A 14,456-nucleotide genomic window follows, 5' to 3' on the forward strand; every position below is an offset into this window, starting at 1 on the left:
ACGGGGCTGTTTTATGATTTATTCTTCATCTGGTGTGAGGATCATTGGGATAATAATCGGTTCACGTTCTGTATTTTCATAGAGGAATGGTCGAATGGCGTTGACAATGGCACCATTGACAGATTGCACGCTGGCGTCCTTATTTTTCAGTGCGATACGAATCGCATTGAAGAGGATGCGCTGGCTTTGGCGAATCAAATCACCAGACTCTCTCATGTAGACAAAGCCTCGGCTGAGGATATCTGGGCCAGACAGAATCATCTGAGACTTGAAGTCAACAGTTGCGACTGCTAGAACGACACCGTCCTCAGATAAATCACGACGATCTTTGAGGACAGCTGCACCGATTTCACCGATACGATTTCCATCGACATAGATGTCTTGGGCGTTGAAATGACCTGCGATACGAGCTGAGTCAGCAGTAAGAGCAAGAACATCACCATTGCTCATGATAAAGATATTGTCCTTCTCGACACCAGTATCCACTGCTAGTCCAGCGTGGACTTTTTGCATGCGGTATTCACCGTGGACAGGCATGAAGTATTTTGGCTTAATCAAGCGGAGCATAAGTTTTTGCTCTTGCTGACCACCGTGTCCAGATGTATGGATATTGTTCACTTTACCGTGGATAACTTCGACACCAGCTTCAGAAATGATGTTAATCAGCTTGTTGACGCTAGTAGTGTTTCCAGGGATTGGGCTAGAAGAGAAGATGACAGTATCTCCGGGTTGGAGTTGTACCTGACGGTGGGTTCCGTTGGCGATACGAGAGAGAGCTGCCATTGGCTCACCCTGACTACCTGTACAGAGGATCAGAACCTCGCCTGCAGGATAGTCTTTGATTTCATTTGGCTCGATAAAGGTTCCTTTAGGAGCTTTGATGTAACCAAGTTCGATTCCGTTGACAATGGCCTTTTCCATAGAGCGACCAAAGACCGCAATCTTACGTCCAGTCTTAACAGCAGCTTCTGTTGCTTGCTGGAGACGGAAGATATTTGAGGCAAAGGATGCAAAGATGATGCGTCCTTCGATGCCTTGGATAATCTTCATGATGGACTGGCCAACGACTTTTTCAGAGTTGGTAAAGGTTGGCACTTCTGCATTTGTCGAGTCAGATAGGAGACAGAGTACGCCTTCTTCACCAAGGGCAGCCATACGGTGCAAGTCCGCAGGTTCTCCAACTGGAGTGAAGTCGAACTTGAAGTCACCTGTACAGACGATTTTTCCTTGAGGAGTATGAATGACAATCCCTAAAGGCTCTGGAATAGAGTGAGTGGTTCTAAAGAAAGTTGCCTTGAGATTTTTAAAGGTCAACTCAGTGTTGTGGTTGATTTCGTAAAGTTTGGCGTTGCGCAAGAGGCCGTGTTCTTCGAGTTTTCCACGGATTAAAGCCAAGGCAAGTGGTCCAGCGTAGATAGGGACATTTGCTTGCTTGAGTAGGAAAGGAATCCCACCGATGTGGTCCTCGTGTCCGTGTGTGATCAAAACAGCCTTGACGCGGTCGATATTGTCCACGATGTATGAGTAATCAGGAATGACGTAGTCGATACCCAGCAAATCATCTTCTGGGAATTTAATCCCAGCATCTACGATGATAATCTCGTCTTGGTATTCAATTCCGTATGTGTTTTTCCCGATTTCTCCCAGACCACCGATGGCAAAAACGCCAACTTCTTCAGGTTTAAGAGTATAGGCCATATTAGAACTCCGTGATTTCGAAGGCGCCAGTTTCTTTTTCGTAATCTAGCAATTTGTCAGACAAGAGTTCGATATACTCGATATTGTACTCTGGGCGATTTTCTTCGACAAGTTGGCGAGCAGCGATACGGCCCTCAAGTTCTGAGTTGGCATCGATGTCTAGGTAAAGTGCGCGTGTAGTTTCACGACGTGGGCTACGTTCTTTTGTTTCTTGATAAAAAACTTTGTAAATCATATAGTTCCTTTCTATTTACAGGTCAGCTTATTCCAAACTTTTAGCATAGATTTGCTTGATTTCATTCCAATTTGTGTCTAGATTGACCTTGATTCGTTACAATTATTTCAATTATACCACAAAATGAAAAATTAGTAAAAGACGGAAACGAGAAAGTCATATAAGCACTCAAAGGTAAGCGTTTGTAAAAATAAAGAAAATATGTTATCTTGATAATGGAAATGATTTTTATCGCTTGTCATAATTCCATATAGATTTTAAGTCAAGGAGGCTGCCCTATGTATAACTTATTTTCTTTTGCTATCGGAGTTCGCTTGGTAGCTTTTATTGTTTTTGTTGCTTGCGTTTATGCGGGGAATCTTCTATTTGCCAAACTGGAACGACGACAAACCAAGTTCTTGTGGAAAATTACCTTTGTGACTCTCTACTCGCTTTTTCTCCTCCTCGTAACCTATGTCGTTTGGTTTGTATTTTATTTTGGATTAAATGCTTAGATGCCCTGCTTATGCTGGGGCATTTTTGTTTGGGGATAAAGAAAATTCCCATGTGCCAGTTTTTGTAGTATAATAGTAAGCAGACAAAAAGATAGGAATGTGTTATGAAAGTATTAGCTTTTGATACGTCTAGCAAGGCTCTTTCTCTAGCTATTTTAGAGGACAAGCAGGTTCTTGCCGAGACGACGATTAATATCAAGAAAAATCACAGTATTACCCTCATGCCAGCCATTGATTTTTTGATGGCAAGTTTGGATTGGACGCCCAAGGATTTGGACCGAATCGTGGTGGCGGAAGGGCCAGGTAGCTACACAGGTTTGCGAATTGCGGTAGCAACTGCTAAGACACTTGCTCATACTCTGAACATTGAGTTGGTTGGTATGTCTAGCCTCTTGGCTTTGGTGCCCTACCAACAAGAAGGTTTGTTCGTTCCTTTGATGGATGCGCGTCGCAACAATGTTTATGCAGGATTTTATGAAAATGCTAAGTCTGTCATGCCAGAAGCGCACTTACCCTTTGAGCGAGTGATTGAGTTAATCAAGGGGGCTAGTCAGGTTACCTTTGTCGGAGAAGTTGCCCCCTTTGTGGAGCAGATTCAAGAACACTTGCCAAGGACTAATTACAAAGAAACCCTGCCAAATGCAGCTAATCTTGCTCTTTTGGCTTGGGACAAGGAAGCAGACTCCTTGCATGATTTTGTGCCGAACTACCTCAAACGTGTTGAGGCTGAGGAAAACTGGCTCAAGAATCACACCGAGTCTGGCGAGTCTTACATTAAACGCCTATGATAGAAATCAAACGAATCCAACAACAGCCTGACTTGGCTCAAGCCATCTACGCTGTCATGGTAACTGTTTACCCAGTCAGTCCTTGGACTCTGGAACAAATCCAAGCAGACCTGTCCCAAGACCAGACTTGGTATGCTCTGGCTTATGATGGGGCAGAAGTGATTGGCTTTCTAGCTGTGCAGGAAAATATCTTTGAGGCAGAAGTCCTGCAAATCGCTGTTAAAGGAGCCTATCAGGGTCAGGGGATTGCCTCGACCTTGTTTGCTCAATTGCCGACAGACAAGGAGATTTTTCTCGAAGTTAGAAAGTCAAATCAAAGAGCGCAAGCATTTTACAAGAAAGAAAAGATGGCAGTCATCGCTGAGCGAAAGGCCTACTACCATGACCCAGTCGAGGACGCCATCATCATGAAGAGAGAAATAGATGAAGGATAGATATATTTTAGCATTTGAGACATCCTGTGATGAGACCAGTGTTGCCGTCTTGAAAAACGACGATGAGCTCTTGTCCAATGTCATTGCCAGTCAAATTGAGAGTCACAAACGTTTTGGCGGCGTAGTGCCGGAAGTGGCTAGTCGTCACCATGTCGAGGTCATTACAGCCTGTATCGAGGAGGCATTGGCAGAAGCAGGGATTACCGAAGAGGATGTGACAGCTGTGGCGGTTACCTACGGACCAGGCTTGGTCGGAGCCTTGCTAGTTGGTTTGTCAGCTGCCAAGGCCTTTGCTTGGGCTCACGGACTTCCACTGATTCCTGTTAATCACATGGCTGGCCACCTCATGGCAGCTCAGAGTGTGGAGCCTTTGGAGTTTCCCTTGCTAGCCCTCTTGGTCAGCGGTGGACACACAGAGTTGGTTTATGTTTCGGAGGCTGGTGACTACAAGATTGTTGGGGAAACGCGAGATGACGCGGTTGGTGAGGCTTATGATAAGGTTGGCCGTGTCATGGGCTTGACCTATCCTGCCGGTCGTGAGATTGATGAGCTAGCTCATCAGGGACAGGATATTTATGATTTTCCTCGTGCCATGATTAAGGAAGATAATCTGGAGTTTTCATTCTCAGGTTTGAAATCGGCTTTTATCAATCTTCACCACAATGCCGAGCAAAAGGGAGAAAGCTTGTCCACAGAGGCTTTGTGTGCTTCCTTCCAAGCAGCTGTCCTGGATATTCTCATGGCAAAAACCAAGAAGGCTTTGGAGAAATACCCTGTTAAAACTCTTGTCGTGGCAGGTGGTGTGGCAGCCAATAAAGGTCTCAGAGAACGCCTAGCGGCTGAAATCACAGATGTCAATGTCATCATCCCACCTCTGCGACTCTGCGGAGACAATGCAGGAATGATTGCCTATGCCAGCGTCAGCGAGTGGAACAAAGAAAACTTTGCAAACTTGGACCTCAATGCCAAACCAAGTCTCGCTTTTGATACCATGGAATAAGGAGTCAGCTTAAGGCTGGCTTTTTTGCTCTCTTAAATGTCAGAATATTTTGACAAAACCATAAAAATAATGATATAATATGCAAAAGCTAGGAGGTAGTCAGATGATTGAGAGAATGGAATTGGGGGAATTTTACAAGGAATTGCGCTTGGCGAGAAAACTCAAGCAGTCAGATGTGGCCTGTGAGGGACTAACAGCTTCTCAGTTGTCCAAGTTTGAACTAGGGCAGTCTATGCTATCTGCGGACAAGCTAATCCTAGCTATCCAAGGGATCAATGTGACCTTTGATGAATTTGGGCACAAACTCAACAACTATCAAGAATCTCCACATATGCGATTTGGCAGAAAGGTTGTGGATCGCTTTGCCCACCAAGATATCGCTGGCTTAGAGCAACTGTTGGAGAAAATCAAGCAAGAACAGATGGCAGAGACCTATCGTCGTTTGAATGCCATTGTGATTAAAGATGCTATCCATTCCTTAGATAAAAGCTATCCGCTAGCAGAGGAGGATAGCGAGTTTTTAACTACCTACCTCTACGCTATTGAGTCTTGGACCTGGTTTGAACTCTATATATTCTGTAATACCATGCCTTTCTTGAGCAATCAAGATTTGATATTTTTATCAACCACTTTACTTGAGAAATCTAAGGAATTTAAAGAGTTGGTACATAATAGACTGTATATGAAAAGTGGATTTCTGAATATTATATCAGAGCTCATGGAGCGCAAACTTTTCTCTTACATCCCAATCTTTGAAGCTGAGCTGGAGAGTATGCTTCGTCCATACGATGTTTTTGAAAAAGTATTGAGGCAATTTTTAAAGAAAATGAGTATTTTCCTTCAAACCAAAGGAAACAATCAAAAAGAGATTGAACACTTTATCCAATCTCTGCAAGTATTAGAAAATCCACAATTAACAGCCCTCTTCGCATTGCGTTTTCAGCAATACAAAGAACTTATCGATTAGTTAGAAACGGGAAAATGATAATAATCTCAGCAACGATTGTCAATAATGTTAAAATTTGTTTTTTCATAGTTGCTCCACTCCTTAATTAGTGATAACTTTATTATACCAGTGAAATAATCAAATATACCAAAATCGCAAATCTGAAATTTTTATAAGCAAAAATGTCAAATATGCGATTTTTTAAAATAAGCCAATTTTCGTGTTATACTATCTTTATTTCATAGTATAGGAGAAAATAGAATGAAAAAGATAATCTCACGCTACTACTTGTTTATAGCTTTTCTACTAGTTATTGCTGACCAGAAGTTCAGTGGTCTAGTTTTACGCAGCAACCTTGTTACTGGTCTATCTGACTTTGCCTACTATTTGTCGGATATGATGTTGAATTTTCTTGTAGTTCTTCTTGCTTTTTTTGCTATGACTAAGTCAGGGAGATGGCAACAAATCAATAGTAGAAAGTTTAAAGGGTCCTATCTTTTCTATTCTTTTCTAGCTCTTCTTGCTTTTGTTATTTGGAATTTTGTTACATTTTTTATTTTTCCACCTACTCGAAATGAAATTTCTTATCAACATGCTGCTCCTACTTTTACAGGAGCTACGGCATTTTTGATGTATTTTTTTTATCCTGTGATTGCAGGCCCCATTTTTGAAGAGATGATTTATCGTGGATTAGTGATGACTGCTCTGGAAAAAGGGAAGAAATGGGGACTGGATGTACTCGGATCAGCTATATTATTTGGAATCTTGCACATTAGTAGTCATGGTTGGGTCTTGACAGACTTTGTCTACTATATGGGTGGCGGCCTTATATTTGCAGTCTTATTTAGAGTAACAAAGTCAATTTATTGGCCTATTGGATTGCATATAGTCTACAATGGCATTGGTCAGCTTTTGATGTTACTGTAATTTTGGTTGTTAGTAGTATCGTGGTCTATCCTTGGGGAAAGATTCCCATTTGAATTCAAAAAGGAGTTGTGATGAAAGTATTTCTTCAAAATAGAGATTTTAGGCAATTAACCATCAACCAGTGGATTTCAACGGTTGGGGATACGATTTTTTATCTGGCCTTTTTGAATTATGTGGCAGATGCATCTTTTGCCCCTTTGGCGATTTTACTGATCACGATTTCAGAAACCCTTCCTCAAGTTCTGCAAATCTTTCTGGGAGTTTTGGCGGATTTTCAACATCATCGTGTCCTAAAATATACAATGATTAGTTTTGCAAAATTTTTGCTTTACTCTATCGTTTCTTTATCACTTTCAGGGCAGTCCTTTTCCTTGTTATTAGTAGCATTTATTTGTCTGATTAACCTCTTATCTGACACATTGAGTTATTTTTCAGGCGCCATGCTCACTCCGATTTTCATTAGAATTATTGGGCAAGACCATCTGGCAGAAGCTATTGGATTTAAACAGTCAACTGTTAGTTTAGTGAAAACAATCAGTAATATTCTAGGAGGAGTCTTACTAGGTATTCTATCTATCCAGTCTATTTCCTTACTGAATGCTCTGACCTTTTTAATCGCATTTTTAGGTATTCTTTTCATAAAAACAGACCTCTTGAAAGTAGAAAAAACGATTAGCTATCAAGAAGGACTCTCTGTAAAATCCTTTTGCCAGCATCTGCTCCAATCATCAAAATTGATATGGAATATGAATAAGGTGCTCTTGGTTTTGTTTATTATCTCTATTAGTCAAGCAGTGATAAATGTTACAGTTCCTGTTTCTACTCTGTTTTTGAGGAATCAGCCCTTTTTGAATTTACAAACAGGTCAATCTCTTGCCTTGTTATCCACCCTTGAATTGTCAGCCCTTATTGTCGGAAGCCTTGTGAGTGGCTATCTGAAGAATACAATCTCCATAAAACTAGCCCTATATGCCTCGCTTATTATCCAATTACTCCTTTTAGTTGGCTTTGTGGCAGTTCGTTTTGACTGGATTCTTATCTTTAGTGCCTTGGATGCCTTTTTCGCAGGTATCCTCTCTCCTCGATTACAGGAACTCATTTTTAAACAAATACCTGAGGAGTCAATGGGAGCAGTTCAATCCTCTATCGGCGCCATTACAGTTGTTTTACCTAGCTTATTTACAATAGCTTTGGTAACCATTGCTACTAGCTTTGGAACTCTGGCAGTTAGCTTTGTTTTATTGCTATTTCTTCTAGCTGCCTTTATCATACTCTTGAATATCCGTGAAAACATTTAGCGAAGAATGTGTATATTATATGTTTGAGACTGGATTCCAGTCTGTTTATGATGGCTACAATCAGCAGACTGTTAAATTTTTGAGAAAGTTGCTTGACATTTTAGACCAATCGGTTTATAATTAAAAAATGTAGAGGTAAATACATGAGAAAAGAAGAAAAAACAAGACTACGAAGAGAGAAAATCATTACCGCTGCTTTGTTTGAATTTGCTACAAAAGGCTATCAAGGTTTTGTCATCAATGAACTTTGTAAAGTGGATGGTATTGCCAAAGGAGTTTTGTATCATAATTTTTCAGGGAAATCAGACCTCTATCTAACTTGGTTTCAGGATATGAACATCAATTATCACAGGTTTTGGATATGATGATTTATGGAATACTAGAGGAAGATTCCTCTAAAAAAGGAGAAAAATAATGTCGAAAATTTGGAAATGGTTGTTACTAATTGCGGGTATTTTTGCAGTTTTTGCAGGTTTTAATATGTTTGCACATCCTCTTATTAGCTTGGCTTCCATGACTTTCTTGTTTGCACTTGTATTTGCAGTTCAAGGGATTTCTGAGATTGTACAATACTTCAAATCAGAAGAAAAGCATGGCTGGAATTTATTTGGAGGAATTGTTACCCTCATCCTCGCTCTTACCTTATTCTCAGGTAGCTTTATTGAAATGGTAACATTTGTACCATTTATCATTTCTTTATGGGCCTTGACAAATGGTATTACAAAAACTATCGTTGGTTTCAAGGTTCGTAAGACGGATAAATCGGTAGGTACCCCTCTAGTTTGGATGGGGATTTTAGGAATCGTAGCAGGTTTAATCCTGATGGGACACCCATTGATGACCGGTCTCTATATTAGTTACACCATTGCCTTTGTCTTTATTTATCAAGGTATTGTGGCAATTGTTCAATTCTTCAAGATTAAATAAGAATAAAATGGAGTCTGTCTGATTACAATCAGCAGACTTTTTTCTCTTTCCTGAATGTGTTATAATAGTCCATGCTATGGCTGGAGCCTTTTCAGCCCACCTATTAAGACAATATGAGGAGAAAGATGAAAGAAAAAGGATTTTGGGAGGGGGCGCAGGCAGCTATGCCAACGGCCCTTGGTTATGTCAGTATCGGCCTGGCCTGTGGGATTATCGGTGCGCCCTATGTGACACCTGTTGAGATGGGCTTGATGAGCCTCTTTGTTTATGCTGGGAGCGCCCAGTTTGCCATGTTGGCCTTGATTGCGGTTCAGGCGCCCGTGGCAGCTATTGCTATGACGGTCTTTTTGATTAATTTGCGTCTCTTTTTGCTGAGCTTACACGCATCGACCTATTTCCGTCATACCAGTCTCTGGCAAAATATTGGTATGTCTAGTCTCTTGACAGATGAGACCTACGGCGTTTTGATGGGCGAATTGGCCCATACAGACAAGGTCAATCCGATGTGGATGCACGGAAACAATCTCAACAGCTATGTGGCTTGGTTTGTGGGAACAGTGGTTGGAACGGCTCTAGGTGGTCTGCTACCAAATCCAGAAATCTTTGGGCTAGACTTTGCTTTGGTTGGGATGTTTATCGGAATTTTTGCTTCGCAATTCCAGATTATGCAAAGACGGATTCCAGTCCGCAATCTGCTCATTATCCTAGCAGTTGTTGCGGTATCCTTCTTTTTACTCTTGACAGTGGTGTCTCAGTCTCTAGCTGTTCTGTTTGCGACGCTACTTGGTTGTAGCATGGGGGTGGTGTTAGATGGTCAGTAAGTATCTTTTGTTAGCAGTTATTTTCTCTGGCTTGGTGACCTGGATTCCCCGTATCATTCCCTTCATCTTAGTCAAGTATAAGGGCTTGCCTGCTATCGTTGAGCGTTTTTTGAAATTCTTGCCCGTTTCTATTATCTTTGCCTTGATTCTTTCAAGTGTAGTGACAGGTAAGGTTGGGAGCCTTCCTCAAATCAAATGGCTGGATTTCTTAGCAGTCTTTCCAACAGCTTGGGTAGCCTTTCGTTATCGCAATCTAGTCGGAACAGTTCTCTTTGGAGTGGTCTTAATTGCACTCTTGCGTTTGGTCTTTTAATACTCTTCGAAAATCTCTTCAAACCACGTCAGCGTCGCCTTACCGTACTCAAGTACAGCCTGCGGCTAGCTTTCTAGTTTGCTCTTTGATTTTCATTGAGTATAAATCAGCCATAAAGAAAACCTATCACAGATATAGATATCATATAATGGCGCAAATGGTCTTTTTCTGTTAAGATTATAAGGTATTCTATTTTGGAGGAAATGACATGAAAAAAATCGTTAAATACTCATCTCTTGCTGCCCTAGGGCTTGTTGCTGCAGGTGTACTAGCAGCTTGCTCAGGTGGTGCTAAGAAAGAAGGAGAAGTAGCTAGCAAGAAAGAAATTATCGTTGCAACTAATGCTACACCAAAACCATTCAACTATGAAGAAAATGGCGAATTGACTGGTTACGAAATTGAAGTGGTTCGCGCTATCTTTAAAGATTCTGACAAATATGATGTCAAGTTTGAGAAGACAGAGTGGTCAGGTGTCTTTGCAGGACTTGATGCTGACCGTTACAATATGGCTGTTAGCAACATCAGCTACACTAAAGAACGTGCTGAAAAATACCTTTATGCAGCTCCAACTGCTAAAAACCCTAACGTTCTTGTAGTGAAAAAAGATGACCCTAGCATTAAATCGCTTGATGATATCGGTGGAAAATCAACAGAAGTTGTTCAAGGGACAACATCAGCTAAACAGCTAGAAGACTACAACAAACAACATTCAGATAATCCAACTGTCCTAAAGTATACTAAAGCGGACTTCCAACAAATCATGGGACGCTTGAGCGATGGCCAGTTTGACTACAAGATTTTTGATAAAATCGGTGTTGAAACAGTCATCAAGGACCAAGGTTTGGACAACTTGAAAGTTATCGAACTTCCAAGCGACCAACAGCCTTACGTTTACCCACTTCTTGCTAAAGGTCAAGATGAGTTGAAATCATTTGTAGACAAACGTATCCAAGAACTCTACAAAGACGGAACTCTTGAAAAATTGTCTAAACAATTCTTCGGAGACACTTACCTACCAGCAGAAGCTGATATTAAATAATTTTTTGAAATCATCCATTCTGAATAAGGTGGATGATTTCTCAGTTTTTAAGGATATAGTTTTAAACTATATATCTGACTATCTAATAACAATTTGTGAAATCAAATAAATTGTGAGATACTAGTACGGTATTATTTTTAAGGAGAAAGAATCATGAAAATTAAAAAATGGCTTGGTGTAGCAGCCCTTGCTGCAGTCGCAGGTTTGGCTCTTGCAGCTTGCGGAAACTCAGAAAAGAAAGCAGACAATGCAACAACTATCAAAATCGCAACTGTTAACCGTAGCGGTTCTGAAGAAAAACGTTGGGACAAAATCCAAGAATTGGTTAAAAAAGACGGAATTACCTTGGAATTTACAGAGTTCACAGACTACTCACAACCAAACAAGGCAACTGCTGATGGTGAAGTAGACTTGAACGCTTTCCAACACTATAACTTCTTGAACAACTGGAACAAAGAAAACGGAAAAGACCTTGTAGCGATTGCAGATACTTACATCTCTCCAATTCGCCTTTACTCAGGTTTGAATGGAAGTGACAACAAGTACACTAAAGTAGAAGACATCCCAGCAAACGGAGAAATCGCTGTACCGAACGACGCTACAAACGAAAGCCGTGCGCTTTACTTGCTTCAATCAGCTGGCTTGATTAAATTGGACGTGTCAGGAACTGCTCTTGCAACAGTTGCTAACATCAAAGAAAATCCAAAGAACTTGAAAATCACTGAATTGGACGCTAGCCAAACAGCTCGTTCATTGTCATCAGTTGACGCTGCCGTTGTAAACAATACCTTTGTTACAGAAGCAAAATTGGACTACAAGAAAGCACTTTTCAAAGAACAAGCTGATGAAAACTCAAAACAATGGTACAACATCATCGTTGCGAAAAAAGATTGGGAATCATCACCTAAGGCTGATGCTATCAAGAAAGTGATCGCAGCTTACCACACAGATGAAGTGAAAAAAGTGATCGAAGAAACATCAGACGGTTTGGATCAACCAGTTTGGTAATAAGAAACAGGGAGGTGGGAGAGAAAATTCCACCTCTTGCTTTTGTATAGAGCATGGATTGTAAAGAAGACTATTCGTTCATAGAAAGGTAGAGAGAATATGGTTTTTCCTAGCGAACAAGAACAGATCGAAAAATTTGAAAAGGATCATGTAGCCCAGCATTATTTTGAGGTTTTACGTACCTTGATTTCTAAGAAATCAGTTTTTGCCCAGCAGGTTGGACTTAAGGAAGTCGCAACCTATCTGGGTGAGATTTTCAAGCGCGTTGGGGCTGAAGTGGAGATTGATGATACTTATACGGCGCCCTTTGTCATGGCACATTTCAAGAGTTCGCGTCCAGATGCCAAGACCTTGATTTTCTATAACCACTATGACACTGTGCCAGCAGATGGGGATCAGGTGTGGACAGAGGATCCTTTTACTCTTTCAGTCCGCAATGGCTTCATGTATGGACGTGGGGTTGATGACGACAAGGGTCATATCACGGCTCGTTTGAGTGCTTTGAGAAAATATATGCAGCACCATGATGACCTGCCTGTCAACATTAGTTTTATCATGGAGGGAGCGGAGGAATCGGCTTCAACAGACCTAGATAAGTATCTGGAAAAACATGCGGATAAACTCCGTGGGGCAGATTTGTTGGTCTGGGAACAAGGGACCAAAAATGCCTTGGAACAGCTGGAAATTTCTGGTGGAAATAAGGGGATTGTGACCTTTGATGCCAAGGTAAAAAGCGCTGATGTCGATATCCACTCTAGTTATGGTGGGGTTGTGGAATCAGCCCCGTGGTACCTCCTTCAAGCCTTACAGTCTCTTCGTGCCGCAGATGGCCGTATCTTGGTTGAAGGTTTATACGAAAAAGTACATGAGCCAAATGAACGGGAATTGGCATTGGTGGATACTTATGCCCAACGCAATCCTGGGGAAATCAGCCAGATTTATGGTTTAGAATTGCCTCTTTTACAAGAGGAACGCGCTGCCTTCCTAAAACGTTTCTTTTTCGAGCCAGCCCTTAATATCGAAGGGATTCAGTCAGGTTACCAAGGGCAAGGGGTTAAAACGATTTTGCCTGCAGAAGCTAGTGCTAAGTTAGAAGTTCGTTTGGTTCCTGGCCTAGAACCGCATGATGTTCTGGAAAAAATTCGGAAACAGCTAGACAAAAATGGCTTTGATAAGGTAGAATTATACTATACCTTGGGAGAGATGAGCTATCGAAGCGATATGAGCGCGCCGGCCATTCTCAATGTAATCGAGTTGGCCAAGAAATTCTATCCACAGGGCGTTTCAGTCTTGCCGACTACAGCAGGCACTGGGCCTATGCATACGGTATTTGACGCCCTAGAGGTGCCAATGGTGGCCTTCGGTCTAGGAAATGCTAATAGCCGGGACCACGGTGGAGATGAAAATGTGCGAATCGCCGATTATTACACCCATATTGAATTAGTAGAGGAGCTGATTAGAAGCTATGAGTAGAGATATTATCAAGTTAGATCAGATCGATGTGACTTTTCATCAGAAGAAGAGAACCATCACAGCGGTCAAGGATGTGACCATTCACATCCAAGAAGGGGATATCTACGGAATCGTTGGATATTCTGGAGCAGGGAAATCAACCCTTGTACGGGTGATTAACCTTTTGCAAAAGCCATCTGCAGGGAAAATTACCATTGACGACGATGTGATTTTTGATGGCAAGGTGACCTTGACGGCCGAGCAGTTGCGTCGTAAACGTCAGGATATCGGAATGATTTTCCAGCATTTTAACCTGATGAGCCAAAAGACAGCAGAGGAGAATGTAGCCTTTGCCCTTAAACATTCTGGACTCAGCAAGGAAGAAAAGAAGGCTAAAGTAGCTAAGTTGTTGGACTTGGTTGGCTTGGCAGACCGTGCTGAAAACTACCCTTCACAACTATCTGGAGGGCAAAAGCAGCGTGTGGCCATTGCGCGTGCTTTGGCAAATGATCCAAAAATCTTAATTTCAGACGAGTCAACTTCTGCCCTTGACCCTAAGACAACCAAGCAGATTTTGGCCTTGTTGCAAGATTTGAACCAAAAATTAGGCTTGACTGTTGTCTTGATTACGCATGAAATGCAGATTGTCAAAGATATTGCCAATCGTGTGGCAGTTATGCAGGATGGGCATTTAATTGAAGAGGGTAGTGTTCTTGAAATCTTCTCAGACCCTAAACAACCCTTGACTCAAGACTTTATCTCAACAGCTACAGGTATTGACGAAGCCATGGTCAAGATTGAGAAGCAAGAAATCGTGGAACACTTGTCTGAAAACAGTCTTTTAGTGCAACTCAAGTATGCAGGTGCTTCGACAGACGAGCCACTTTTGAATGAATTGTACAAGCATTACCAAGTAACAGCTAATATCCTCTATGGGAATATCGAAATCCTTGACGGCACTCCTGTTGGAGAATTGGTTGTGGTCTTGTCAGGTGAAAAAGCAGCGCTAGCAGGTGCTCAAGAAGCCATTCGTCAAGCAGGCGTACAACTAAAAGTATTGAAGGGAGGACAGTAAG

At 41.6% G+C, this 14,456-nt stretch carries 17 protein-coding genes; 15 read left to right on the forward strand and 2 right to left on the reverse strand.

The annotated features are described in order from the left end of the window. Window positions 1-18: 18 nt before the first annotated feature. Complete coding sequence (gene rnjA / locus D7D53_RS09600; protein WP_000331986.1) at window positions 19-1,698, reverse strand: ribonuclease J1; 1,680 nt, start codon at window positions 1,696-1,698, stop codon at window positions 19-21. 1 nt (window position 1,699) lies between these two features. Continuing rightward, window positions 1,700-1,933 (reverse strand): DNA-dependent RNA polymerase subunit epsilon, encoded by a 234-nt coding sequence (locus D7D53_RS09605; RefSeq protein ID WP_000639571.1) that lies wholly within the window; start codon window positions 1,931-1,933, stop codon window positions 1,700-1,702. Between the two features lie 278 nt (window positions 1,934-2,211). Here D7D53_RS09605 and D7D53_RS09610 point away from each other — a divergent pair, with 278 nt between their 5' ends. The 15 genes from D7D53_RS09610 (at window position 2,212) to D7D53_RS09685 (ending at window position 14,455) form a co-directional block, all read left to right on the forward strand. After that, window positions 2,212-2,427, forward strand: coding sequence for a hypothetical protein (locus D7D53_RS09610; RefSeq protein WP_120770809.1), 216 nt, complete (start codon window positions 2,212-2,214; stop codon window positions 2,425-2,427). A 104-nt stretch (window positions 2,428-2,531) separates the two neighbouring features. Further along, the gene (tsaB, locus tag D7D53_RS09615; protein ID WP_000865703.1) at window positions 2,532-3,215 is read left to right on the forward strand and encodes a tRNA (adenosine(37)-N6)-threonylcarbamoyltransferase complex dimerization subunit type 1 TsaB; all 684 of its coding nucleotides are present in this window, start codon (window positions 2,532-2,534) and stop codon (window positions 3,213-3,215) included. Beyond that, window positions 3,212-3,649, forward strand: a complete 438-nt coding sequence (rimI, locus tag D7D53_RS09620) for a ribosomal protein S18-alanine N-acetyltransferase (protein WP_000569837.1) — start codon at window positions 3,212-3,214, stop codon at window positions 3,647-3,649. The genes tsaB and rimI overlap by 4 nt, the downstream gene beginning before the upstream one ends. After that, entirely contained in the window at window positions 3,639-4,649 is a 1,011-nt protein-coding gene (gene tsaD, locus D7D53_RS09625; RefSeq protein ID WP_120770810.1) for a tRNA (adenosine(37)-N6)-threonylcarbamoyltransferase complex transferase subunit TsaD, read from the forward strand. The genes rimI and tsaD overlap by 11 nt, the downstream gene beginning before the upstream one ends. 103 nt (window positions 4,650-4,752) lie before the next feature. Next, window positions 4,753-5,616, forward strand: coding sequence for an XRE/MutR family transcriptional regulator (locus tag D7D53_RS09630; RefSeq protein WP_023948225.1), 864 nt, complete (start codon window positions 4,753-4,755; stop codon window positions 5,614-5,616). 240 nt (window positions 5,617-5,856) lie between these two features. Next, window positions 5,857-6,522, forward strand: coding sequence for a CPBP family intramembrane glutamic endopeptidase (locus D7D53_RS09635; RefSeq protein WP_023948227.1), 666 nt, complete (start codon window positions 5,857-5,859; stop codon window positions 6,520-6,522). Between the two features lie 71 nt (window positions 6,523-6,593). Next, a complete protein-coding gene (locus D7D53_RS09640) occupies window positions 6,594-7,820 on the forward strand; it encodes an MFS transporter (RefSeq protein ID WP_000862437.1) in 1,227 nt (408 codons plus the stop codon). Window positions 7,821-7,963: 143 nt separating this feature from the next. Beyond that, window positions 7,964-8,185, forward strand: a complete 222-nt coding sequence (locus D7D53_RS09645) for a TetR/AcrR family transcriptional regulator (RefSeq protein WP_004250194.1) — start codon at window positions 7,964-7,966, stop codon at window positions 8,183-8,185. Window positions 8,186-8,234: 49 nt separating this feature from the next. After that, window positions 8,235-8,747, forward strand: a complete 513-nt coding sequence (locus D7D53_RS09650; protein ID WP_120770811.1) for an HdeD family acid-resistance protein — start codon at window positions 8,235-8,237, stop codon at window positions 8,745-8,747. Between the two features lie 125 nt (window positions 8,748-8,872). Beyond that, the gene (locus D7D53_RS09655; protein ID WP_000659742.1) at window positions 8,873-9,568 is read left to right on the forward strand and encodes an AzlC family ABC transporter permease; all 696 of its coding nucleotides are present in this window, start codon (window positions 8,873-8,875) and stop codon (window positions 9,566-9,568) included. Continuing rightward, a complete protein-coding gene (locus D7D53_RS09660) occupies window positions 9,558-9,881 on the forward strand; it encodes an AzlD domain-containing protein (protein WP_000253922.1) in 324 nt (107 codons plus the stop codon). Before D7D53_RS09655 ends, D7D53_RS09660 begins: the two co-directional genes overlap by 11 nt. 208 nt (window positions 9,882-10,089) lie before the next feature. Beyond that, window positions 10,090-10,920 (forward strand): amino acid ABC transporter substrate-binding protein, encoded by an 831-nt coding sequence (locus D7D53_RS09670; RefSeq protein WP_000724956.1) that lies wholly within the window; start codon window positions 10,090-10,092, stop codon window positions 10,918-10,920. Between the two features lie 153 nt (window positions 10,921-11,073). Continuing rightward, window positions 11,074-11,928, forward strand: a complete 855-nt coding sequence (locus tag D7D53_RS09675) for a MetQ/NlpA family ABC transporter substrate-binding protein (RefSeq protein ID WP_120770812.1) — start codon at window positions 11,074-11,076, stop codon at window positions 11,926-11,928. A 99-nt stretch (window positions 11,929-12,027) separates the two neighbouring features. After that, the gene (locus tag D7D53_RS09680) at window positions 12,028-13,401 is read left to right on the forward strand and encodes a M20 family metallopeptidase (RefSeq protein WP_120770813.1); all 1,374 of its coding nucleotides are present in this window, start codon (window positions 12,028-12,030) and stop codon (window positions 13,399-13,401) included. Then, entirely contained in the window at window positions 13,394-14,455 is a 1,062-nt protein-coding gene (locus D7D53_RS09685) for a methionine ABC transporter ATP-binding protein (RefSeq protein ID WP_000085666.1), read from the forward strand. The genes D7D53_RS09680 and D7D53_RS09685 overlap by 8 nt, the downstream gene beginning before the upstream one ends. Window position 14,456: the final 1 nt, after the last annotated feature.

Origin of the sequence: Streptococcus gwangjuense, from assembly GCF_003627155.1 — a bacterium.
In the GTDB taxonomy this organism is placed as follows: Bacteria; Bacillota; Bacilli; order Lactobacillales; family Streptococcaceae; genus Streptococcus; species Streptococcus gwangjuensis.

What these genes read in the sequence shown, in the direction of transcription:
- rnjA (WP_000331986.1), bottom strand. Translation starts at nt 1,698, where the DNA reads ATGGCCTATACTCTTAAACCTGAAGAAGTTGGCGTTTTTGCCATCGGT.
- D7D53_RS09605 (WP_000639571.1), bottom strand. Translation starts at nt 1,933, where the DNA reads ATGATTTACAAAGTTTTTTATCAAGAAACAAAAGAACGTAGCCCACGT.
- D7D53_RS09610 (WP_120770809.1), top strand. Translation starts at nt 2,212, where the DNA reads ATGTATAACTTATTTTCTTTTGCTATCGGAGTTCGCTTGGTAGCTTTT.
- tsaB (WP_000865703.1), top strand. Translation starts at nt 2,532, where the DNA reads ATGAAAGTATTAGCTTTTGATACGTCTAGCAAGGCTCTTTCTCTAGCT.
- rimI (WP_000569837.1), top strand. Translation starts at nt 3,212, where the DNA reads ATGATAGAAATCAAACGAATCCAACAACAGCCTGACTTGGCTCAAGCC.
- tsaD (WP_120770810.1), top strand. Translation starts at nt 3,639, where the DNA reads ATGAAGGATAGATATATTTTAGCATTTGAGACATCCTGTGATGAGACC.
- D7D53_RS09630 (WP_023948225.1), top strand. Translation starts at nt 4,753, where the DNA reads ATGATTGAGAGAATGGAATTGGGGGAATTTTACAAGGAATTGCGCTTG.
- D7D53_RS09635 (WP_023948227.1), top strand. Translation starts at nt 5,857, where the DNA reads ATGAAAAAGATAATCTCACGCTACTACTTGTTTATAGCTTTTCTACTA.
- D7D53_RS09640 (WP_000862437.1), top strand. Translation starts at nt 6,594, where the DNA reads ATGAAAGTATTTCTTCAAAATAGAGATTTTAGGCAATTAACCATCAAC.
- D7D53_RS09645 (WP_004250194.1), top strand. Translation starts at nt 7,964, where the DNA reads ATGAGAAAAGAAGAAAAAACAAGACTACGAAGAGAGAAAATCATTACC.
- D7D53_RS09650 (WP_120770811.1), top strand. Translation starts at nt 8,235, where the DNA reads ATGTCGAAAATTTGGAAATGGTTGTTACTAATTGCGGGTATTTTTGCA.
- D7D53_RS09655 (WP_000659742.1), top strand. Translation starts at nt 8,873, where the DNA reads ATGAAAGAAAAAGGATTTTGGGAGGGGGCGCAGGCAGCTATGCCAACG.
- D7D53_RS09660 (WP_000253922.1), top strand. Translation starts at nt 9,558, where the DNA reads ATGGTCAGTAAGTATCTTTTGTTAGCAGTTATTTTCTCTGGCTTGGTG.
- D7D53_RS09670 (WP_000724956.1), top strand. Translation starts at nt 10,090, where the DNA reads ATGAAAAAAATCGTTAAATACTCATCTCTTGCTGCCCTAGGGCTTGTT.
- D7D53_RS09675 (WP_120770812.1), top strand. Translation starts at nt 11,074, where the DNA reads ATGAAAATTAAAAAATGGCTTGGTGTAGCAGCCCTTGCTGCAGTCGCA.
- D7D53_RS09680 (WP_120770813.1), top strand. Translation starts at nt 12,028, where the DNA reads ATGGTTTTTCCTAGCGAACAAGAACAGATCGAAAAATTTGAAAAGGAT.
- D7D53_RS09685 (WP_000085666.1), top strand. Translation starts at nt 13,394, where the DNA reads ATGAGTAGAGATATTATCAAGTTAGATCAGATCGATGTGACTTTTCAT.